This is a genomic window from Stenotrophomonas sp. TWI700, assembly GCF_039673645.1.
Lineage (GTDB): Bacteria > Pseudomonadota > Gammaproteobacteria > Xanthomonadales > Xanthomonadaceae > Stenotrophomonas > Stenotrophomonas maltophilia_AA.
The window spans coordinates 31686-53584 of record NZ_JBDJMB010000026.1 but is presented as its reverse complement, the minus strand read 5'-3'; the positions used below and the strand labels follow the sequence as shown (position 1 = coordinate 53584).

Sequence of the window (21899 nt, the reverse complement as noted above, 5' to 3'; positions counted from 1 at the left end):
GGCCGGCTCTGCAGGGTTCATGGGAGCCGGCCAGCGGCCGGCACTACCGGTGCCCGAGCGATGCAAGGTCGATGCCCGCGCGATGCATGGTGGATGCCCGAGCGATGCGGTCCATGCCCGGGCAAACCGGCGTCAGGGCGCGACGTCGATCCGCATCTGGAACGGCAACCCCGCTGCATCACTCGCCGCGATGATCATCGCGCGTGCCGCTTCCAGTGCCGGCGTCGGCGGTGCCAGGCGCGGGCGGCGGTCCAGCGTGCAGGCCAGGCCCACGTCCAGCAGTGCCGCATGCGCCTCGTGCAGCCCATCCCGGGTGCCGCCGGGCAGCCACGCGATATCGGCCAGCGCGTCGATCAGGCTCGGGGTATCGCGCGGCCCCACCACCTGCGGATGCATTCCAGCACTGTCGAGCACACCGGTCTGCAGCAGGAATTCCAGATCGACGATACCGCCCGCGCCCTGCTTGAGATCGAGCCGCGCGGCGTCGCTGCGGTCCAGCTCGGCGCGCATGCGGGCGCGCATCTTCAGCACATCGGCGTAGAGCACCGCGTTGTCGCGCGGGCGCGCCAGCGTGTCTGCGCGCACCCGTTCGAAATCGGCCAGCAGCGAGGCATCGCCGGCAATCGCACGGGCACGCACCAGTGCCTGGTGCTCCCAGGTCCAGGCGCGTTCGCGCTGGTATTCGGTGTAGCTGGCCAGCGAAGACACCAGGGCGCCTTTGCCTCCGTCCGGGCGCAGGCGCACGTCGATGTCGTACAGGCGGCCGGCGGCGGTCACCGCGCCCAGCATCGCCATCACCTTCTGCGCCAGGCGTGCGTACCAGCGGCCGGGATCGAGCGGGCGTGGACCGTCGCTGCTGTCCTGCCCGGCCGGGTGATCGTGCAGGAAGACCAGATCCAGGTCCGAGCCGAAGCCCAGTTCCAGTCCGCCCAGGCTGCCGTAGCCGATGATCGCGAAACGACCGCCCGGTATGCCGCCGTGCTGGCGCTGCATGTCGGCCTGTACCAGCGCGAGCACGGTGACGACCACCGCCTGTGCGAGCTCGGCCAGTTGCCGGGTGGTGTCGACGGCGCGCTGGCGGCCATCCAGCGTGGCCATCGCCATGCGGAAGCTCAGCGCCAGCCTCGTCTCGTTGAGCAGGCGCAGCGCGCCTTCGGGATCATCGACGGTCAGCGCGACATCGCACTCGGCCTGCATGCCCGCGGCATCCGGCATCGGGCCGGAGACGCGCACGTCGAGCAGTTCGTCGAGCAGCAACGGGTAGGCGGCCAGGCGCTCGGCCAGCAGGGCGCTGCGCGCCAGCACGTCGACCAGCCGCGCCAGTGCGCTGGGTTGTTCGTCGAGCAGGGCGAGGTAGCTGGTGCGGCGCAGGATCGCCTGCAGCAGGCCGAGCACGCGCTTGAGCGCGGCGTCCGGTTGCGGCGAGCGGGTGGCCGCATGCAGCAGCGCCGGCAGCACGCGGTCCAGGCGGGCACGCGCGGCATCGGACAGCGACTTCACCCCGGAGCTCTGCGCGAAATCGCGCAGGGATTGATCGGCGCTGCCGGCATCGAAGAAGCCGGCCTCGGCCAGTACCTCGGCGCTGCCGTTGTCGGGCAGGCCACGCCAGTAGCTGGCCAGCGCATCCGGCGCGGCCTGGCCACGGCGCGGTGCGAGCAGCGCGGCGAATTCGGTGCTGACCCGCTCGCGCTGTACGTCGAGCGCGGCGACCAGCGCGTCCCAGTCCTCGTACCCGAGGCCGGCGGCGATGCGCAGGCGGTCGGTGCCATCGGTGGGCAGCGCGTGGGTCTGTGCGTCGCGCAGCATCTGCAGGCGGTTTTCCAGCCGACGCAGGAAGCCGTAGGCATGCAGGAGGTCGGCGCCGTCCTGCTCGGCCATCTGGCCAGACGCGACCAGCGCCGGCAACGCGTGCAGCAGGCGGCGTTCGCGCAACGGCGCTTCGCGGCCCCCACGGATCAGCTGCAGCGCCTGCGCGAGGAATTCGATTTCACGGATGCCGCCGGGGCCGCGCTTGATGTCGTCGTGCATCTCGCGGCGCGAGACCTCGGCGGTGATCGCGGCCTTCATTTCGCGCAGTCCATCGAGCGCGGTGAAATCCAGATAGCGGCGGTAGACGAACGGGCGCAGGGTCTGCAGCCAGGCTTCACCGGCGGCGATATCCCCGGCCACGGCGCGCGCCTTCAGCCAAGCGTAGCGCTCCCAGTCGCGACCTTCGCGCTGGAAGTACTGGTCCATGCCGGCGAACGACAGCGCCACGCGCCCTGCGTTCCCGAACGGGCGCAGGCGCAGATCGACGCGGTGGCTGAAACCATCCACGGTGGTGTCATCCAGCAGCCGCGCGAGGCGCTGCCCGAGGCGCGCGAAGTATTCCTCGGCCGCGAGTGGGCGCGCGCCATCGGATTCGCCGCCCTGCGGGTAGGCGTAGACCAGATCCACATCCGAGCTGAAATTGAGTTCGCCACCGCCCAGCTTGCCCAGCCCGAATACGACCAGCTGCTGCGCGCTGCCGTCGGCGGCCCGGACAACGCCATGACGGCCGCTGAATTCCTGCTCCAGCGCGGACAGCGCCAACTGCAGGCACTCTTCGGCCAGCCGGGTAGCGCCGGCGAGCGTGGCCGGGACGTCATCCAGCCCGGTCAGGTCGCGCCAGATCAACCGGGTGGAGGCGGCGGTGCGGTAGCGGCGCAGGCGCTGCTGCCATTCGCTGGGTTGCAGCGGGTCCAGCTCGGGCAGCGGCAACGGCGGGCAGCCTGCCTGCGTGAGGTGCGACAACAGCGTGGGCTGGCGGCACAGGGTGTCGATGGCGAAGTCGCTGGTGACGGCCAGCGCGCGCAGCGTTTCCAGCACTGGGCCCGGGGGCGGCCAGTGGCCGGCATCGGTCAGCGACAGGGCCAGCCGCGCGAGGGCACGGTCGACCAGGGGAACAAGGGCGTCGGGGACGCGCGCGGGCGCGGCGAGGTCGGAAATCGGCATGGGGGGATTATGCCCGGCGCGGGTCGCCCTGCAGGGCAGAAGCGTGTTCACCGGTTGAGCGGTCATGCCCGGGCGCGTGTCGACGCGCGAAACCCCATTGGCGCCCCGATGTTCCGGAGGCGAGACATAAAAAAGCCCGCTTGCAGCGAACTGCCAGCGGGCTCTGCTCCCTCCCCCACGTCGGGATGCAGGTCGATCTTCTAGGGTCGGCGGAGAACTTGCACGCTGCACTGCAAAACAATACTTGCGGGTACAGAAGTAGGCCGGAAAGCTGAACAGGGAGGCGCCGATGTGAAAACGCCATCCCACCAAGGTAGAACCCCTGCCCCTGCGTGGATCGCCGATAATGGGGATCCCCCCAAAAACGTTGTCGTCATGTCTGTCGATCGCATTGCAAACGCGCGTCTGCGTGACCGCGTTGTCTCCGCCGAAGCTGCCGCCGCCCTGATCCAGCCGGGTGAAACCGTCGCCATGAGCGGCTTTACCGGTTCAGGCTATCCCAAGGCGGTGCCGGTCGCGCTGGCGCAGCGCATCGAGGCGGTGCACGCCCAGGGCCTGCCGTTCCAGATCAGCCTGATGACCGGCGCCTCGACCGCGCCGGAGCTGGACGGCGCGCTGGCCAAGGCCGATGGCATCGCGATGCGCATGCCCTTCCAGAGCGACCCGGATGCGCGCAACCGCATCAACGAGGGCAAGCTGGATTACATCGACATCCACCTCAGCCATGTCGCCCAGCACGTGTGGTTCGGCTTCTATGGCGACATCGACACTGCGGTGATCGAGGTCTCGGCGATCCGCGAGGACGGCTCATTGGTGCCCTCCACCTCGGTCGGCAACAACAAGACCTGGCTGGACCTGGCCAAGAAGGTGATCGTCGAGGTCAACGAGTGGCAGCCGGCCGGCGTGGACGGCATGCACGACATCTACTACGGCACCGCGCTGCCGCCGCACCGCAAGCCGATCCCGCTGGTGCACGCCAACGACCGCATCGGCGAGACCGCACTGCGCTGTGACCCGGACAAGATCGTAGCGGTGGTGCGCACCAACGGCCCGGACCGCAACAGCCCGTTCAGCCCGATCGATACGACCAGCGAGCAGATCGCGCAGTACCTGATCGAGTTCCTCAAGCACGAAGTGGCCAAGGGCCGCCTGCCGGCCAACCTGCTGCCGCTGCAGAGCGGCGTGGGCAACATCCCGAACGCGGTGCTGGCCGGGCTGGCCAAGAGCGGCTTCCGCGATCTGAGTGCGTTCACCGAGGTGATCCAGGACGGCATGCTCGACCTGCTGCGCGACGGCGTGCTGAGCTATGCCTCGTGCACCGGCTTCGCGCTGAGCCCGCAGGCGAACGAGACCTTCAAGGAGCACATCGATTTCTACCGCGAGCGCATCATCATGCGCACGCAGGAGATCTCGAACCATCCGGAACTGGTGCGCCGCCTGGGCTGCATCGGCATGAACGGCATGATCGAGGCCGACCTGTACGGCAACGTCAACTCGACGCACGTGATGGGCAGCCGGATCATGAACGGCATCGGCGGCTCGGGCGACTTCGCGCGCAACGGCTTCCTGTCTGCGTTCCTGAGTCCTTCGACGGCCAAGAACGGCAGCATCTCGGCGATCGTGCCGATGGTCAGCCATGTGGATCACACCGAGCACGATGTCTCCGTGATCGTCACCGAACAAGGCCTGGCCGATCTGCGCGGCCTGACCCCGCGCAAGCGGGCGCGGGTGGTGATCGACAACTGCGCGCACCCGGATTTCCGCGACCAGTTGAACGACTACTTCGACCGTGCGAGCCGTGAGAGTTATGGCAAGCACACCCCGCACCTGCTGCCGGAAGCGCTGTCGTGGCACCAGCGGTGGCTGGATACCGGGACGATGAAGGCCTGATGCTGCACGGTACCGACCAACGGTCGGTACCTACCGGGGCGTTTTGTTTCCGTGTTGCGATGCACGGACCGGGGCGTTCTGTTTCCTGGTAGTGCCGGCCGCTGGCCGGCTCCACGCATTACCGTCCGCAAGCCCGCATGCCCGTTTGGTACATGAAGAGCCGGCCAGCGGCCGGCACTACCCGGGGAGCGGCCCCCGCGTGGTTCAGGATCCCGTCCGCAGGGCGGTCCCCGCGCGGTCAGTGATCGCTCGCCGTCAGCCGTTCCGCAGGGACGTCAGTGATTCGGCCTGCAGCCGCTCGTAGATCGCGAACTCGTCCTCCACCTTCATGCCCAGCGCCTGCTCGAAGGCATCGCGGTTGGCATGCGCGGCGTAGGCAAGTTGTTCGTCGCCGCCCAGGTTGGACTGGAAGATGCCCGCGGCGCTGACCGGCAGGAAATCCTCGTAGACGATCGGATCGGCACTGGCCAGGCCAGCGGCGATCAGCGCTTCGGCCGGCAGATCACCCACCGCACCCGGGTTGGCACGACCGGCCTCGGTCAGGGCATAGCGGTAGTAACCCAGGCCTTCGCGACGCAGGGTGTCGTGGTCATCCGGGAAAGCGATGAACGCCGCGGCCAGGCGGGTCCGGTAATCCTGGCCGGTGCTGCCGGCACCCCCACTGTCGCGCGCCTGCGCCAGCAGCTGGTCATACAGCGCGCGGCCCTTGGGCGTCAGGGCGAGGCCACGCTGTTCGATCTCACCGAAGCGTGCGGTATGCGTACCGGCATCGCCGGCGTCGCCCGAGGGGAAGTGCACGGTTTCTTCCAGCGCCTTGAAGCTGGTCTGGCGCAGGAGGATCGGGCAGCGGCGCGGTGGCGGACCTTCGATCACCGCTTTGGCGTCGATGCCACGCGCGAGCATCCCGGCCTGCGCGGCGTCGATGTCCAGCGTGCGCGGGGTCAGGTGGTTGATGTGCGGACCGCGGAAGCTGACCACGTCGGCGATCAGCCGGTGCGCGTCATGCAGCGCGTGATAGGTGTCCAGCGACACCGTGGCGTCGCCGTGCCAACGGAAAGTCTCCAGCGCCTCGATGACGAAGCGGCGCGCATCGGCCTCGTCGAGGCCGCCCTCGCGTTCGGCCTGCGCGATCAGGGCCAGCGCGGTATCGGTGAAGATCCGGCGCTGGGCGAGAATGGCAGCGGACTGCTCGCGCAGCGCGACGTTCTCGATCAGCTCCAGCCGCAGCAGCGAGGTGAACACCCGGAACGGATTGCGTGCCAGCGCCTGTGCGGTACGCGGCCGGAACGCGGTGGAATGCACCGGCACGCCGGCCACCGAGAGGTCGTAGTAACCCACCGGGTACATGCCCATCAGCGCGAACAGGCGGCCCAGCGTGGCCAGTTCTTCCGCCGTGCCGACCCGGATCGCGCCGTGGCGTTCCTGGTCGAGGCGGGCGCGCTCGTCGGTGCGGTCCAACTGCTCGGCCAACGCCGGATTGGCGGTCAGCACGGCATCGTTGATCTCGGCCACCAGGTCGACCAGGGTGCCGTACAGCGGCACCTCGGTGCGGTACATGGTGGACATCGCCTGGGCGAACAGGCTGCGGATATCGTCGGGTGAAACGAAACGGTCGGTGCTCATGACGTACTCGGCAACGGATCACGGGGAGGGACAGCAGTCCGCCATTGTCGCCGAGGCGGTCGCGCGCGGCGATCTGCACAGCAGCAAAGCGGGAGGCAGGGTAGCCACCCATGGGTGGCTACATCGAATGCGATGGGCGCGAAGAGCATCCACGCATGGCGTGGATACGCGGTATCTCAACGCGTCGCTGCGGCCGGTTCCGGAGTGGCCGCCGTGCGCCGCCGCTGCTCGCGGTTGCCCAGCTGGCGCTGCAGCGTGGCGTCGAGCTTCACCGGGCGGTCCCAGTGGTCGTGGCTGGCGACGATGGCGTGGCGCAGCGCGCGCCAATGCAGGTTGGTCGGGGTGACCGGGAGCTCGGCGACCACCGCTTCCCAGCGCTTGGCTTCGCCCTCCTCCGGCACCGCGCGCGACCACGCCTGCACGCTCCCGCGGCAGGACTGTTCGATCACGTGCGCCCAGAAACAGGCGAAGTAGATGTCGCCGGCCTGCCAGCCGTGGGTGTGCATCAGCGCGGCGACGTAACCGCGCGAGACACCGGCGTAGCGCGAGACTTCATCCAGGAAGCTGTCCGGGTAGCGCTCGGCGTAATGGTTGATGTCCTGCAGTTGGGTATCCACCCAGGCATCGCCGGTGTCCACCACGTAGGCGGCGGACTTCTCCGGGGTCTGCTCGGCCGCAGCCGCCCAGGGCAGCATCAGCAGCAGCGCGAGCAGGCCGGCGCGCATCATCCGGCCTGCGCGGCCTTGGCCTCGATGGTCCGCAGCGCCTGCGGCCAGTCGAAGGCGGTCGGCGCGTCGACCATGCGCGGTTCGTCGTCGGCCACGCCGTGCTGGGTTTCGTGCGCCCAGGTCACCGCGTACGGGGTGTGGATGCCCCAGCCGCCAAGGGTGATCACCGGCTCGATGTCCGAGCGCAGCGAATTGCCGACCATCACGAAGCGCTTGATCGGCAGATCGAACTCTTCCAGCACGCGCGCATAGGTTTCCGGGTCTTTCTCGGAGACGATCTCGATGCGCGGGAACAGGTCGCGCAGGTTCGCCACCTTGATCTTGGCTTCCTGGTGGAACAGGTCGCCCTTGGTGATCAGCACGACCGGGTAATCGCGGGCGATCTCGGTAACCGACTCACGCACACCGTCGATCAGCTCGACCGGGTGGCGCAGGGTGTCATGGCCGATGTCCAGCATCTGCTGCAGGTCGCGGGCGCTGATGGTCTGGTTGGTGATCTCGATGGCCGCTTCGACCATCGACAGGGTCATGCCCTTCACGCCGTAGCCGAACACACCGAGATTGCGCTGCTGCACTTCCAGCAGGTGGCGAGCGGTCTGCGTGTCATGCACGTCGATGTAGCGCGACAGGATGTCGAGGTAATCCTGTTCGGCCTTGCGGTAGAAATCCTCGCTCTTCCACAGCGTGTCATCACCGTCAAAACCAACCAGGCCGATAGCGCCTTGCGGCGTGGGCAGGGAAGTCATCATCGGCCAAGGATACCAACAGCAGCCAAGCCGCCCCAAACGGCGACGCAAAAAGAAAGGGCAGCCGAAGCCGCCCTTTCCCCCTCACTGCGCTACCGGTGTCCCCGGTCCTTACTTGCTCTGCTGGGCGCCAGCATCGGCGGCCTTGCCCTGCTGGGCGGCCACGTACGCCTTGTATTCGTCCGGCGAGAGCTCGCCGTCCTTGTTGGTGTCGGCCTGGTCGAACACCTGGGCGAGGCCCGCGTTCACCTGTGCTTCGGACTTGCTGATGGTGCCGTTGCCGTCGGTATCGACGCTGGCCCAGGTCTGGCCACCGCCGCCGCTGGCCTGCGCGGAGGCCTGCGCTGCGGCGTTGGCCGCGGTATCGGCTGCATCTCCGGCCTGCGCCGCCGCCTGCTGCGCCTGGGCGGCCTGGTTCTGGGCCTGCGCGGCACTCTGCTGGGCCGACTGGGCCATCGCCGGAATGGCCAGCACACTGCCTGCGGCGACGATCAGGGCGATCAGGGGCTTGCGGATGCGATGAGTCATTGGGGTGGTCTCCTTGGTGGTTGTTGCGCGGCCTGTTGTTTCCGCACGGCCCCACACTGCCACCCCGTTTGTGAATCGATATTGGCCCTCGATCGCCCTGCGCACGCGGCCTTAACCACTCGCGGGAATGCGTGCAGTACCGCGCTGGTTAGCCACAGGTGAGCGGTTGGTAACGCACCCATTCATTGAGGCGGGATTTAACCGGAAGCGAACGCAATCTCACGCCGCGTTGCTGTTTTTTTCGCCTGAGCGGGAACTGAACAAAAGCCAGCCCAGCGCAACACCGCCGATCGCGCCGGCCACTTCCAGCACCACGCGCGAGCCGAGTTCGTTCGGATCGTGGATGCTGGCCAGGAACAGCCGTGCATACAGCGGCGACTCGAGCCGCATCATCCCCATGTAGAAGAGGTTCCAGGCATCGATGCCGGCCGAGGCCACCACCGCGATCACGCAGGCCCAGCCGATCGCATGGCCGTCGGTCCAGCCTGCCCAGCGGCACAGCCGGTGCCACAGCGCATACACCAGCAGCCCGACGAACAGCGCGATCAGCCCTGCCTCCAGCGTTCCCAGCAATCCAACGTGCAGCGGCAGGTTCATCGTGGTCCGATCCGGCGGTCAGCGCACAGTGTAGCGGCGCGCCTCAGCGGACCGGCACGTCGTAGGCGGTGGTCGGTGCCGGCTCGGGCTGCAGGGTGAAATGCCACCACTCCATCGGGTAGTTGGCGAAGCCACGCCGGGCCATGGCCTGGCGCAGCTGCTGGCGGTGGCGGCGCTGCGCCGCGCTGATCTCCGGCGCATCGGTATGCGCGCGCGGGCCGAAGAAGTCGAACTCGGTGCCCATGTCCACCGGCGCACAGGGGCCGTCGCGGCAATCGAGCAGGGTCAGGTCTACCGTGGCGGCCCGGCTGTGGCCGGAGGTCTCGGCGATGTAGCCACCGAGCAGGGCCGGCTTGGCGAGGTCCGGGTACTGTTGCGCCTTGCGCGACTGCTCGTGCGGATCGTGTGCCCAGGCGACGAAGGCCTTCACCGCGTGGGCCGGGCGATAGCAGTCAAAGAGGCGCAGCGCGAACCCTTCGGCACGCAGGTCTGCTTCCACCTGCGCCAGCGCGGTGGCGGCCGGGGCGAGCAGATAGCACTTGGGCGCGTCGTAGCCGGGCACGCGTTGCCCGGTGAAGTTGTCGGGGCCGGCGTAGCGGATGTCATGCGCGATCGCCGGTGAGAGCGTGCGGATGTCGACCAGCCCGGCTTCGGCCACGTCGCGCGCGGGCGAGAGCGTGACCGCCGGCGCCGCTGCCGCGTGGGCGCTGCCGACCAGCAGTGCCAGCAACAGCGCGCTACGGGCAATCACCGATGCGGGTGAAGTGCAGGTCCTGGTAGTCATAACTGAAGTCGATCTCCGGATCGATCGCGGCCAAGGTCAGGGCGGGCGTGGCGCCGGGCTGCAGCTGCAACCACGGCTCGGCATCGGCCCCGAGCGTATCCCACTGCACCAGCCAGCGCGCGCCGAGCTGCATGACCTGGCCGCGCAGCATCGGCGACTTGACCACGCTGAAGCGCAGCGCGCCCTGCTCCGGACAGAGCAGGGCCTCGCCCAGCCACGGGTCGCGGTAACGGCCCTGCGCCGACACCGTGGTGTGGAGCGAAGCCGGCCGGCGCGCGCGGGTATCCGGTCGAACCTTGCCGTCACCACGGCGGTCGGCACGCTCCTGTTCAAGCAGGGCCAGATAGTGGTCCACGTCGGCCGTGTCCTGCGCTGCAGTGTAGTGCTTCAAGGCCACCTGCATCAGTGCGGTGCGTGCGTCCTCGGCGTCGCTGTTGATCAGGATCACCACGCCGACCTTGCGGTCCGGCAGCAGCGCGAGCGAGGAATACATGCCGGACAGCGTGCCGGTGTGCGCCACCTTCCACTGCCCGTCCATGTCCGACAGGCGCCACCCGTAACCATAGGCAGAGACATGCGCGTTGTCCCAGCGCCGCTGCCGCTCGCCCAGCGGCATCGGCATGTGCGCGGTCCACAGTGCGCGGCGCTGCGCCGTGCCCAGCCAACCGGGAGCGAGTGCGGGATCGAGCAGCACCTGCATCCAGCGGGTCATGTCGCGCAGGCTGCAACGGATGCCGCCGGCCGCCATAGAGGTCAGATCGGCACTGGTCCCGCCGTCGGCGCCCTGCACCACGTTGCGGCCGTCCTTCCGCGCGTGCGGCTGGGCGACGTTGCCGACCGCCGCGACCGACCACGCGCCGACCTGGCAGCGATCCATCCCCAGCGGCACGAACACTTCCTCACGCAGCAGTTGATCGTAAGGCTTGCCGCCGGCGGCAGCGGCGACCTCGCCCGCGACCACATACATCAGGTTGTCGTAGGCGTAGCCGCTGCGGAAGCTGGTGACCGGCCTGAGATGGGCCAGGCCGGCGATGATGTCCTGCCGGGTGAAACTGTTGGGCTCGGGCCACAGCATCAGGTCGCCCGCCCCCAGGCCCAGGCCGCTGTTGTGGATCAGCAGGTCACGCACCTGCATCTGCTGCGTCACCCACGGGTCATGCATGCGGAACTGCGGCAGGTACTTGATGACCGGGTCCTCCCAGCGCAGTGCACCGCGCTCGACGAGCCGGGCGAGCAGCGCGGCGGTCATTGCCTTGCTGTTGGAGGCGATCTTGAACAGGGTGTCCGGGTCGATGGGCTCGCCCTGCCCGGCGCGGCGCTCGCCACGGGTGCCGATGAAGACAGTGTTGCCGTCTTCGACGACAGCCATGGCGATACCCGGCAGGTGTTCTTGGGCGACGGTCTGATCGAGCAGGCGATTGAAGGTGTCGGCGGGATCGGCTGCCCGTGCGCTGGGCGCGATGCTCAGGGCGCAGGCCATGCCAAGCGCGAGAACGCTGGATCGAATGTGCGTTGAAGCGTGTGACGGCATGGGTTCCCTCGTCATGACCGGAGGGCATGCAACCGGCGCCGCCCGTGGAAGGCTCGTATCGACCCGCGGTCAATTGCGCGCGTGCACGCGGGATGGCGTTGGAAGCAGGTGCCGACGCACCGTCGGCACCTGCCACGCGCGGGCCGGATCAGAAGTTCCAGGTCACCATCAACTGCGTGTAACGCGGCGCCTGCCAGCGGGTGCCGGTGTTGAAGGTGTTCTCACGCACCTGGCCGGGCTGGGCTTCATAGCGCTGGTGCACGTTGATGACGGTCTGGTTGTTGAACAGGTTGTAGACCGACAGGCGTGCGCTCAGGTCGATGCCCTCCACCGGCAGACGCCAGGTGACGTTGGCACCCATGGTCCAGGTCCACGGCAGGCGACCGAAGGCACCGCGCGGGCTGTACTCGAACTGGCGCTGATCGTACGCCCCCGAGCAGTTGGCCACGCACAGCCAGCCGGTACCGCCACCGCTGCCTTCACTGGAGGTGCTGCCACCGGCCACGGTGTCGTTGGGCCACATCACGCCGAAGGCGGTGATCGGCCCACCGGACAGCACCTGCAGCGTGGTGCCGAACGACCACTGCTCGTTCAGCGCGTAGGCTGCGCGGAACTTGAATTGATGCCGGAAGTCGTTGAACAGCGGGCCATAGCGCTGGTTGTTGGACGGATGATCCCAGTGCTGGACCATGCCGGTATCGCCGTAGTTGGTGTCCGAATTGACCGGACCTTCGAAGTTGCCATCGCTGCGCGACCACAGGTAGGAGGCGTTGAACAGCCACTTCTCATCCCACGCGCGATCGATCTGGAATTCCAGTGCCTTGTAGGTACGCTTGGGCTTGGAGTAGCCAACCACCTCCAGGCTGCCGCCCTTGCGGTAGCCATCCTTGGAAGTATCGATGGTGATCCAGCCCTCGGTGGCGCAGCCGATGCTGGAGTCGCCCCAGATCGTCAGGCTCTCGCCCGGGTTGGCGATCGGCCACAGGGTGGTGCCGGTCGGCCCGCACGGGGTGTGGTTGATCCGCATGTCATCCAGCGCGCGGTCCATCTTGCGGTAGGTCGCGTTGACGCCCCACGACCAGGCCTGGTTGATCATGGTCTGGAAGCCGAGGATGTACTCATCCTGGTAGACCGCCTTCAGATCCTTGTCCACGCTCTGGCGCAGGTCGGCCGCGCCGGTGTTCATGCGCGCATCCACCGGACCGATCTGCTGGCCGATGACCGGCGCCATGTACGGCGCCCCGGTGACCGGGTTGGCCTGCTGCTGCCAGCCATTGAGCACGTAGTAGGAGTACTCGTCGGTCAAGCCGCCAGCGAAGTTGACGTTGATGTTGTTGGTCACCGGCAGGTAATAGCGGCCAGCGTTGCCGAACAGCTTGGTGCTGCCGTCACCCTTCATGTCCCAGGAGAACCCGAAACGCGGCGCGATCAGGTCGTCCATCTTGATGAAGGCGTCGCCATCGGCGGTGCGGTTCTCGAAGCGGTCCCAGCGCACGCCGAGGTTCAACATCAGGTTCGGGGTGATGTTCCAGATGTCTTCCAGGTAGAACGCGTTGGCTTCCGTCTCGAAGGTGCCGCCGGAAACGCGGTTGCGCGCACGCAGCATCTCGGTCACGCCGGCCGGCACATAGGCATTGGCGCCATCCCACACTTCATCGCCCGGGCGGGCGACGTAGGCGGTGTAGCTGAGCTGGGTCGGCCCCGGATAGCGGGTGGACTGCTCGGTCGTCATCAGCTCGCGGTCCACGCCGAAGCGCAGCAGGTGCGTGCCGAGCTGCCATTCGAAGTCCAACCGCGCGACCTCACGCGTATCGTCGCGTTCGGCAACGGCGGCGCCAGTGGGATGGCAGCCCGCACGCAGGCCGTTGAGCTGGCCCAGACGTGACGCGTAGCTGGCGTCGGTGAATACCGGACTGCACGCCTCATCGAGCGAGGAGTTGGTGAAGGCCCGCTGGTTATTCTCGCCCACCATGGCGCGCGCGGTGAAGTTCTCGCCGAAGTGACCGGTGTAGGTTGCCGACCAGTTCTTGCCACCGGTCTCGGTGACCGAGTCGCCGCCCCACGCACCGATCTGGTCGTCATCCCAATCGTAGTTGTATGACCCGTTGGTGATGTCGCCCTCATCGGAGAACGCCAGCAGCGCCAGACTGTGGTTGTCGTTGATGTTCCAGTCCAGCTTGGCGCCCCAGAAACCGTTGTCGCTCTTGTTTTTGAACCAGCTCAGCGCATCGGACGAGGTGTTGTGACCGGTATCGTTACGGTCTTCATACATCGCGAACAGAAACAGCTTGTCCTTGATGATCGGGCCGGAACCCCACACATTGGTCTTCAGGAACGAGTTGTTGTCGCGGCTGGCGTAGGAATGCGGCGTGCCGTCGCGGTGGAAATGGTCACGCGGGCTGGAGCGCAGCGCACTGGGTTCGGCAGTGACTTCCACGCCGCCCTGGAACTCATTGGTGCCCGAGCGTGTCACCGCGTTGATTACACCGCCGGTGGAACGCCCGAATTCCACCGAGTAACCACCGGTCTTGACCTGGAATTCGTTGAAGAAGCCGAACGGCGCGCTGGAGAAGCCACGACGGGTGTACATGTCGGTGACGTTCAGGCCGTTGATGAAGACCGCGTTCTCGGCCACCGAGGAACCGGCGAAAGACAGGCCACCGAACGAGGAGTTGCCACCGACCACGCCAGGCGCCAGCAGCGCTACGGCCGACAGGTCCTGCGCCACCGGCAGGCGCGACAGCTCTTGGCGGTTGACGTTGAACGAGGTCTCGGTGGAATACACATCCACGCGATTGACCACGCGGGCACCGATCACCTGCAGCGCATCGAGGTTGACCACATCGCCGCTGCTGGCCAGGTTGACGGTGGTGGTGCCGCCGACCGCGACGCTCACCGCGAATGGCTCGCCCAGCTTCTGGCCATCCCGGCTGAGCTGCAGCTGGTAATCGCCGACCGGCAACTGACCCAGACGGTAACTGCCATCGGCACTGGCGGTGACCGTACGGGTCAGGCCAGTGCCGTTGCTGACGACCGTCACCTGGTCACCGGCAGTCGCACGGCCGGCTACGGCACCACTGACGTTCTGTGCCGAGGCGCCCATCGGCACCAGGCTGCCCAGACACACCCCCAGCGCGGCGTACAACGCCGCACGCTTCAATCGATTTACGTTCATTCCCTGCTCTCTCCTGCAGATGTGGAATCGTGGATGCCGCCGTGTACCGTTTACCGCTTGGCCCCCAGTGGCACCACGTGCGACTGGAAGTCGTAGTTCCATTGATCGAAGTACAGGTTGCCGCCGGACCACTCGGCCTCACCCCGCTGCGAATCCACTGTGTCCGAGCGGAAATGCTGCTTGGCCGGCACCAGTGGCTGGCCGTAGTCGTCGTTGAAGGCGATGCGGTAGGCATCCAGCCCGCCCAGATAAAAATCGCGCAGCGCCGGCTGCGGGCTGTCCAGCCGCCCGGTGGTGACATCCATCGGTACCCAGCCATACGGGGCCAGGTATACCGCGCCCCAGTCGTGCAGGTTGTTGTAGCCGACCGCATCATCGGAATAGACCATGCCCGACTGCCAGCGCGCGGGAATGCCGTTCAGGCGCAGCAGGGCGATCAACAGCAGCGTCTGCTGGCCGCAGTCGGCGTGGCCGGCGTGCAGGGCGTAATCGCTGATGTTGGAGATCGTCGCGTACTCGCGCGCACCGGCCCACGGAATGGCGTCCACCGCGTCGAACAGCTTCTGCACGATCCGGTACGGATCGGTCTCCGTCCCGACCACCTTCGTCGAGAACGCGCGCAGCGCCGGGGTGAACACGATGTGCGGCGCCTGCTCGGCGAGGTACGGTTTCAGCGCAGGATCTTCCGGCGTGGGCTGGACCCTGGCCGGATCGATCTCGATATCCCGCGCGTACACAGTCACTGCGTAGCGGATCTGGAACTCCGTGGGCGTGCCGGCCACTGCCTTGCGCTCCAGGTAGGCGGTTCGCTGCAGCGTGGCTTCGGGGGCCACCTGCGCCCCAGCCGGCGTACTCGCCATCCAGGTGATGTCTTCCTGCTGGCCGGCAATGACGCGCGGGTATGGAATCCACGCGCGGATGGTTTCGCCGGCAGGCACGGCGTCGGGCTTGACCACCAGCGACTGGGTCACCTCGACGCGGCGCGGCACCAGGCTGGTCGCGCCGCTAGCGCGGGCGGCCGCGACGATCTCCTGGTGGTGCGGGTGCAGATGCTCGTAAGGGCCATCCTTCGGCACCGCGGCATCGGGTGCGCGCCGGGCGCGTGCCTCGGCGCTGACCCGGAACAGGTTGGACGGCGCGCGTTTGAAGTAGCGGCGCTGGCCATCGATATCGAGGTGTTCGATCAGGCCGGCGGCGTCCCAGCGCGCGAATTCGTCCTCGCGAAGATCGGGAATCTGCTTCTTCAGCTGTGCCTTGGCGGCCGCCGCATCCAGGCTGAAGTCCAGGCGCATGCGGCGCATCCGTTCGCGCTGGTACGCGTAGTCCCGGCGTGCGGCCTCGCTGAGCGTGCTGTCGTGCAGCGCTTCGTCGATCTGGGCGTCGGCCGTGGCGAACGCGCCTTGGTCGATCTGCGCGATCACCTGCGGCAGCGGCGCCACCGCCGCCACCGCGTACAGTGGGGGCAGCGCCAGCAACAGACAGCCCGCCGCACGGCAGCGCGCGGTGTGGAGCGAGAACGGTTTGCGCATCACAGGATCCACGGCGACACTTCCCAAGGTGCGGGTGGGGTAATCGCTGTGTAACACGGGCCTGATAGCCGGTCAATAATTTATTCTTGCTTTCGCCGAAAAAAGGAATAAATATTCCTGACGTTTCCGAGGAGGGTGACCGCGTGACGATCCAGGCTTCCCCCCACCGCCCCGTGCGGTCCCGCTGGCTGTCGCGCGCCGTGCTGGCTGCACTGCTGGCCACCAGCGTCGCGCCAGCGTGGGCCGAGGCACCGCGTGCCGCGCCCAGCGCTGATTTCGGCGGGGTCATCGCCCTGCGCGAGGCCTATCTCAGCCCCGGCTTCTGGGCCGATCGCCTGCCCGATCCGGACCGCGTGATCCTCGATGGCGCTGGTATCGCGGCGCAGAACGCCCGGATGCGGGCCGAGGATGCCTCGATCCATGACCTGCGCGCGTTGCCGGCGCAGCTGCCCCGCGCTCAGGTTCTGGGCAGCATCCAGTCGCTGTCCAAGTGGCCGGAGCGCACGCTGTACGGCCAGGATGGCAAGACCATCAGCGACCGGCAGCGCAGTGAGACGCTGGCCAACCTCGCCGTTGAGTCCATACCGGCGCAGCGCCCGCTGCAGTACGGCCTGGTCACCCATCGCGCCGCGCTGCGGTCGTTCCCGACCGCGCTGCGGGTGTTCAGCAGCCAGGGCGACACCGACATCGACCGCTTCCAGGAGTCGGCGCTGTTCCCCGGCGACGCCGTGGCGGTGCTGCATGAAAGCGCGGACGGACGCTGGCTGTTCATCACCAGCGAGCGCTATTCGGCGTGGATAGAGAAGCGCTTCGTCGGCATCGGCGACGCCGACACCGTGCTCGGCTACGGTCAGCACGGTCCGTACCGGGTAGTCACCGGCGCCACGGCGTTCACCGCGCATACCCCGGAAGAACCGCGCGTATCGCGGCTGCAGCTGGACATGGGCGTGCGCCTGCCGGTGCTCGCCGACTGGCCGCTGGACAAGACGGTCAACGGCCAGCAGGCCCACGCCGCGCATGTGGTGCAGCTGCCGGTGCGCGAAGCCGACGGTCGCCTGGCACTGATCCCGGCGCTGCTGCCGCGTTCGCAGGACACCGCCGACGACTACCTGCCGCTGACTCCGCGCACGCTGCTGACCCAGGCCTTCAAGTTCCTCGGTGAGCGCTACGGCTGGGGTCACGATTACGATACCCGCGACTGCAGCGGCTTCATCTCGGAGATCTACCGCAGCGTCGGCGTGCTGATGCCGCGCAACACCAGCGCGCAGGCGATCAGCCCGGCGCTGGACCGCATCGCGTTCACCGCCAAGGACGGCAAGGCGACGCGCGACGCCGCGGTGAAGCAGCTGCAGGTGGGCGACCTGATCTACATCCCCGGCCACGTGATGATGGCGATCGGCCATATCGACGGCCGCACCTGGCTGATCCACGACACCGCCGGCGGCGGCTGGCTCGGCGCGGACGGCACGCGCGTGCAGGCGCATCTCAACGGCGTATCAGTCACCCCGCTGGAGCCGATGATGGCCAGCGATACCGTGAGCTACATCGACCGCATCACCAACATCCAGCGCCTTCGGCCACAGACCCCCTGAATGAAGATCACCGACATCGAACTCGGCATGCTGCGCGTGCCGTTGAAGACCCCGTTCAAGACCGCGCTGCGCACCGTGGACACCGTCGAAGACGTGGTGGTGCTGATCCGCACCGACAGCGGCCACACCGGCTACGGTGAAGCGCCGGCCACGGCGGTGATCACGGGCGACACCCACGGCTCGATCATCGAGGCCATCGACGGCTTCATCAAACCGCGCCTGATCGGCGAGGACGTGGCCAACCTCAACCGGCTCTGCGGGCTGATCCAGACCTCGATGGAGCGCAACACCAGCGCCAAGGCGGCGGTGGAGATCGCGGTCTACGATCTGTGGGCGCAGCTGCACAACGCGCCGCTGTACCGCATGCTCGGCGGTGGCGACCCGGTGATCACCACCGACATCACCATCAGCGTGGACTACATCGACAAGATGGTGGCCGACTCGCTCTCTGCGATCGAACGCGGCTTCGAGTCGCTGAAGATCAAGGTCGGCAAGGACATCGGCCTGGACATCGAGCGGGTCAAGGCGATCCATGCCGCGGTGCAGGGTCGCGCCCTGCTGCGGCTGGATGCCAACCAGGGCTGGACCGCCAAGCAGGCCGTGCATGCGATGCAGGCGCTGGAAGAAGCCGGTGTCGTGCTGGAGCTGCTGGAGCAGCCGGTCAAGGCCGCCGACATCAGCGGCCTGAAGTACGTCACCGACCGGGTCAACACGCCGGTGATGGCCGACGAAAGCGTGTTCAATCCCGGCCAGGTGTTCGACCTGATCCAGCAGCGCGCCGCCGACATCATCAACATCAAGCTGATGAAGACGGGTGGCCTGTCCAATGCGATCCGCATCGCCGACATCGCCGCGATCTACGGCGTGCCGTGCATGATCGGCTGCATGATCGAATCGAGCATCTCCGTGGCGGCCGCCGTGCACCTGGCCGTCGCCAAGAGCGACATCATCACCAAGGTGGATCTGGATGGGCCGTCGCTGGGCCAGTTCAACCCGGTCACCGGGGGGGTCAACTTCAACGAATCGGAGATCACCATCAGCGATGCGCCCGGGTTGGGCATCACCGAAGTACGTGGGCTGGAAATGATCACGCCGCGGCGGTGGTGAGCGTTGTATCCGCCTCGCCGAGCTTTGTATCCGCCTCGCCGGTCGCCTACGGTAGAGCCACGCCATGCGTGGCTGCCGTTCGCGCAATCCCACCTGCCGCAGCCCCCCATGGGGTGGCTCTACCGGATCTGACCCCCTCCCCATGCCGCCCCTGGTGAAAATCCGCTCCGAGCGTGACCACATGTCGGCGATCGAACGTCGCATCGCCGACTTCATCCTCGACAACGCCCACCTGCTGCGCGACTACTCGTCCCAGCAGCTGGCGAGCGCGCTGGGCATCAGCCAGTCCAGCGTGGTCAAGTTCAGCCAGAAACTCGGCTTCAAGGGCTACCCCGACCTCAAGTACTCCATCGGCGAGGCGGTCGCCCGTGCCGGCAACGATCCGCACAGCCGGCCGCCCGCGCCCGAGGCCGCCGACGACTACGCCCAGATCGCCGAGCGCCTGCGCGTGAGCAAGGCCGCCGCTGAAGAGGAAACCTGGCTGGCCAATCCGCAGGCCGACATCGAAGCCATCGTGCAGCTGATCGATGGGGCGCCCAAGGTGTTCGTCTATGGCCTGGGCGATGACGGCCTGTACGCACGCGAGTTCGCCATGCGCCTGTCGCTGCTGGGCATGCTCACCGTGCACCACGCCGACCCGATCCTGATGATGGCCAACCTCTCCGCGGCACGCACGGGCGATGCGATGCTGGTGTTCTCCGAGTTCGGCAAGCTGCCGCAGCTGTTCCAGCTCTCCCGCCAATTCCAGGACATGGGCGGCAAGGTGGTCTCGATCACCCGCCACAGCGCCAATCCACTGCGCGCGCATGCCGATGCCAGCCTGGTGCTGTGCGCCCACGACCCGGCGCCGCACGTGGCGCAACTGCTGTACCGTTCTTCCCTGCAGTCCCTGCTGGACGTCGTCTTCGTCCTGCTGTGCCACGCCAACCCGGACCGCCACCGCCAGCTCGGGGTGAACCTGGAACGGATCGAACACCTGATCGATACCTGATTGCCGGAGTAAACGATGCTGCCGTTGCTGCGTACCGCCCTCGCCGTTACCGCTCTCGCCGCCGCGCTGCCGGCCGGTGCACTCACCCCGGCGCCGCCGATGGCGCACAGCAGGCAGGCCATCGTGGTGGTCACCGACAGCTGGGATGCCTCGCACGGCCGACTGCAGGCCTATGAGCGCAAGAGCATCGACGACGCCTGGCGCCCGCACGGCCCTGCCTTCACCGTAGCCGTTGGGCGCAACGGCAGTGCCTGGGGCCTCGGCCGTGCGTCGCTGCGCAACCAGCTGCCACAGAAGAAGGAAGGCGACGGGCGCAGCCCCGCCGGTATCTTTGAGATCGGCCCGGCATTCGGGTACGCACCAACGATCGCCAGTGCCATGCCCTACCAGCCGATGACGGCCAGCCACTACTGCATGGATGTACCCGGTTCGCGTTACTACAACCGCATCGTCGATGCCCAGGACGTCGGCGTCGCCGCAGTGAAAGGGTCCACCGAACCGATGCGGCTGGACCTGCACAACAAGGGCGATGTGCGCTATCGCGAGGGCTTTGTAATCGAGCACAACAGCAACCACACCCCTGGCGCCGGCAGCTGCATCTTCGCCCACCTCTGGCGCACGCCAGGCGAGGCCACTGCCGGCTGCACGGCCATGCAGCCGCAGCACATGAAGGCCCTGCTGGCCTGGCTGAAGCCGGATACCCGCCCGGCATTCGTCCTGCTGCCGAAGGACGAGTACGAGGATCTGCAGGTCGTATGGGAGTTGCCGGCCCTGAGTGGAGCGAAGCGTTGAGCGCCCCGCCCGATCCGCAACTCGAACGCGCGGTCAGCCGCTGGCAGATCGTCGGGCTCTCGATCAACGATGTGATCGGCAGCGGCATCTACCTGCTGCCCGCCGCCACCGTCGCCCTGCTCGGCCCCTTCAGCCTGTGGGGCGTGGTCGCCGCCGGCATCGTGGTGGCGCTGCTGGTGCTCTGCTACGCACAGGCGGCCAGTTATTTCGACGAGCCCGGTGGCAGCTATCTGTATGCGCGCGAGGCGTTCGGCCGGTTTGCCGGGTTCGAGATCGGCTGGATGATCTGGCTGACCCGGATCAGCTCGGCGGCCGCGCTCAGCAACGCGCTGGCCGATGCGGTGGCGCGGTTCTGGCCCTGGGCCGGGCATGACATCGGTCGCATCGCGATCATCGTGGTGTCGCTGGGCTTCCTCACCGCGGTGAACGTGGCCGGGGTGCGTTCGGCCGCACGCACCGGGGTGATCCTGGTGATCGGCAAGCTGCTGCCGCTGCTGCTGTTCGTGGCGATCGGCGCGTTCTACGTCGATACCGACCTGGCCTTCTCCGGCGTACGCCCGGACCCGCACGATCTGCAGCGCATGGGCGAGGCCGCCCTGCTGCTGCTGTATGCGTACGCCGGCTTCGAGAACATCCCGGCTGCCGCCGGCGAGTACAAGAACCCGCGCCGCGATATTCCCTTTGCGCTGATCACCATGATCATCACCGTCACCGTGATCTACGGTGCGGTGCAGTTCATCGCACAGGGCACCCTGGCCGGGCTGGCCGCGTCGCCGACGCCGCTGGCCGATGCCGCCGCCAGCTTCGGCGGGCTCACGCTCGCGTTGATCCTCACCGTCGGCGCGACGATCTCCATCCTCGGCACCAACAGCAACACGATGATGATGGGCCCGCGCTTCCTGTTCGCCTTGGCGCGCGACGGCTACGGGCCGAAGATCCTGGCGCAGGTGCATCCGCGCTTCCGCACGCCGGCGGCGGCGATCATCGCGCAGGGGCTGATCGCGCTGGCGCTGGCCTTGTCCGGTTCGTTCGTGCAGCTGGCGCTGCTGTCGATGACCACGCGCCTGTTCGCCTACATCGGCACGGCGGCGGCGGTGCTGGTGCTGGCGCGTCGCTTCCGCGATCGCCCCGGCGCGCTGAAGCTGCCGGGTGGCCCGGTGATTCCGATCCTCGCGCTGGTGCTGTGCCTGGCCTTGTTCGCCAGTGCGAGCTGGCAGAACATCGCCGCGGCAGGCATCGCATTTGCCGTCGGTGCGGTCATCTACAAGTTCCCGCGCCGCGATCACGAGGGCTGAGAAGCTGCACAGGTGAAT

16 protein-coding genes are annotated in these 21899 nt (G+C 67.5%); 6 read left to right on the top strand and 10 right to left on the bottom strand.

What is annotated here, in order from left to right:
• Positions 1-132: 132 nt before the first annotated feature.
• On the bottom strand, positions 133-2973 hold the full coding sequence (gene glnE, locus ABE473_RS15785) for a bifunctional [glutamate--ammonia ligase]-adenylyl-L-tyrosine phosphorylase/[glutamate--ammonia-ligase] adenylyltransferase (RefSeq protein ID WP_346490157.1): 2841 nt from the start codon (positions 2971-2973) through the stop codon (positions 133-135).
• Between the two features lie 375 nt (positions 2974-3348).
• On the opposite strand from glnE, the gene ABE473_RS15780 reads away from it, so the two are divergent.
• Positions 3349-4863 carry an acetyl-CoA hydrolase/transferase family protein gene (locus tag ABE473_RS15780; RefSeq protein ID WP_070471520.1) on the top strand — a complete coding sequence of 505 codons (1515 nt, stop codon included), beginning with the start codon at positions 3349-3351 and terminating at the stop codon, positions 4861-4863.
• Between the two features lie 255 nt (positions 4864-5118).
• Here ABE473_RS15780 and ABE473_RS15775 read toward each other — a convergent pair whose 3' ends face one another.
• From ABE473_RS15775 to ABE473_RS15735, 9 genes are all read right to left on the bottom strand, one after another.
• Positions 5119-6486, bottom strand: a complete 1368-nt coding sequence (locus tag ABE473_RS15775) for a VOC family protein (protein WP_346490156.1) — start codon at positions 6484-6486, stop codon at positions 5119-5121.
• Between the two features lie 176 nt (positions 6487-6662).
• On the bottom strand, positions 6663-7214 hold the full coding sequence (locus ABE473_RS15770; RefSeq protein ID WP_346490155.1) for a hypothetical protein: 552 nt from the start codon (positions 7212-7214) through the stop codon (positions 6663-6665).
• Positions 7211-7963 (bottom strand): HAD family hydrolase, encoded by a 753-nt coding sequence (locus tag ABE473_RS15765; RefSeq protein WP_123731350.1) that lies wholly within the window; start codon positions 7961-7963, stop codon positions 7211-7213. The genes ABE473_RS15770 and ABE473_RS15765 overlap by 4 nt, the downstream gene beginning before the upstream one ends.
• A 108-nt stretch (positions 7964-8071) precedes the next feature.
• Entirely contained in the window at positions 8072-8488 is a 417-nt protein-coding gene (locus ABE473_RS15760) for an EF-hand domain-containing protein (RefSeq protein ID WP_346490154.1), read from the bottom strand.
• Positions 8489-8707: 219 nt separating this feature from the next.
• On the bottom strand, positions 8708-9085 hold the full coding sequence (locus tag ABE473_RS15755) for a hypothetical protein (protein ID WP_346490153.1): 378 nt from the start codon (positions 9083-9085) through the stop codon (positions 8708-8710).
• 43 nt (positions 9086-9128) lie between these two features.
• On the bottom strand, positions 9129-9869 hold the full coding sequence (locus ABE473_RS15750) for a M15 family metallopeptidase (protein ID WP_346490152.1): 741 nt from the start codon (positions 9867-9869) through the stop codon (positions 9129-9131).
• Positions 9823-11349, bottom strand: coding sequence for a serine hydrolase domain-containing protein (locus ABE473_RS15745; RefSeq protein ID WP_346490151.1), 1527 nt, complete (start codon positions 11347-11349; stop codon positions 9823-9825). The genes ABE473_RS15750 and ABE473_RS15745 overlap by 47 nt, the downstream gene beginning before the upstream one ends.
• A gap of 199 nt (positions 11350-11548) precedes the next feature.
• A complete protein-coding gene (locus ABE473_RS15740) occupies positions 11549-14575 on the bottom strand; it encodes a TonB-dependent receptor (protein WP_346490150.1) in 3027 nt (1008 codons plus the stop codon).
• Between the two features lie 50 nt (positions 14576-14625).
• Positions 14626-16104 (bottom strand): transglutaminase domain-containing protein, encoded by a 1479-nt coding sequence (locus ABE473_RS15735; RefSeq protein ID WP_346490149.1) that lies wholly within the window; start codon positions 16102-16104, stop codon positions 14626-14628.
• Positions 16105-16277: 173 nt separating this feature from the next.
• Between ABE473_RS15735 and ABE473_RS15730 the strand changes: the two genes are divergently transcribed.
• The 5 genes from ABE473_RS15730 to ABE473_RS15710 all read left to right on the top strand — a co-directional run bounded on the left by ABE473_RS15730 (position 16278) and on the right by ABE473_RS15710 (position 21881).
• A complete protein-coding gene (locus tag ABE473_RS15730) occupies positions 16278-17696 on the top strand; it encodes an SH3 domain-containing protein (protein ID WP_346490148.1) in 1419 nt (472 codons plus the stop codon).
• On the top strand, positions 17697-18803 hold the full coding sequence (locus tag ABE473_RS15725; protein WP_176990525.1) for a dipeptide epimerase: 1107 nt from the start codon (positions 17697-17699) through the stop codon (positions 18801-18803).
• A gap of 142 nt (positions 18804-18945) precedes the next feature.
• Entirely contained in the window at positions 18946-19794 is an 849-nt protein-coding gene (locus ABE473_RS15720; RefSeq protein WP_346490147.1) for a MurR/RpiR family transcriptional regulator, read from the top strand.
• Positions 19795-19809: 15 nt separating this feature from the next.
• Complete coding sequence (locus ABE473_RS15715) at positions 19810-20586, top strand: L,D-transpeptidase family protein (protein ID WP_346490146.1); 777 nt, start codon at positions 19810-19812, stop codon at positions 20584-20586.
• Positions 20583-21881, top strand: a complete 1299-nt coding sequence (locus ABE473_RS15710) for an amino acid permease (protein WP_346490145.1) — start codon at positions 20583-20585, stop codon at positions 21879-21881. Before ABE473_RS15715 ends, ABE473_RS15710 begins: the two co-directional genes overlap by 4 nt.
• The last annotated feature ends 18 nt before the right edge of the window (positions 21882-21899 follow it).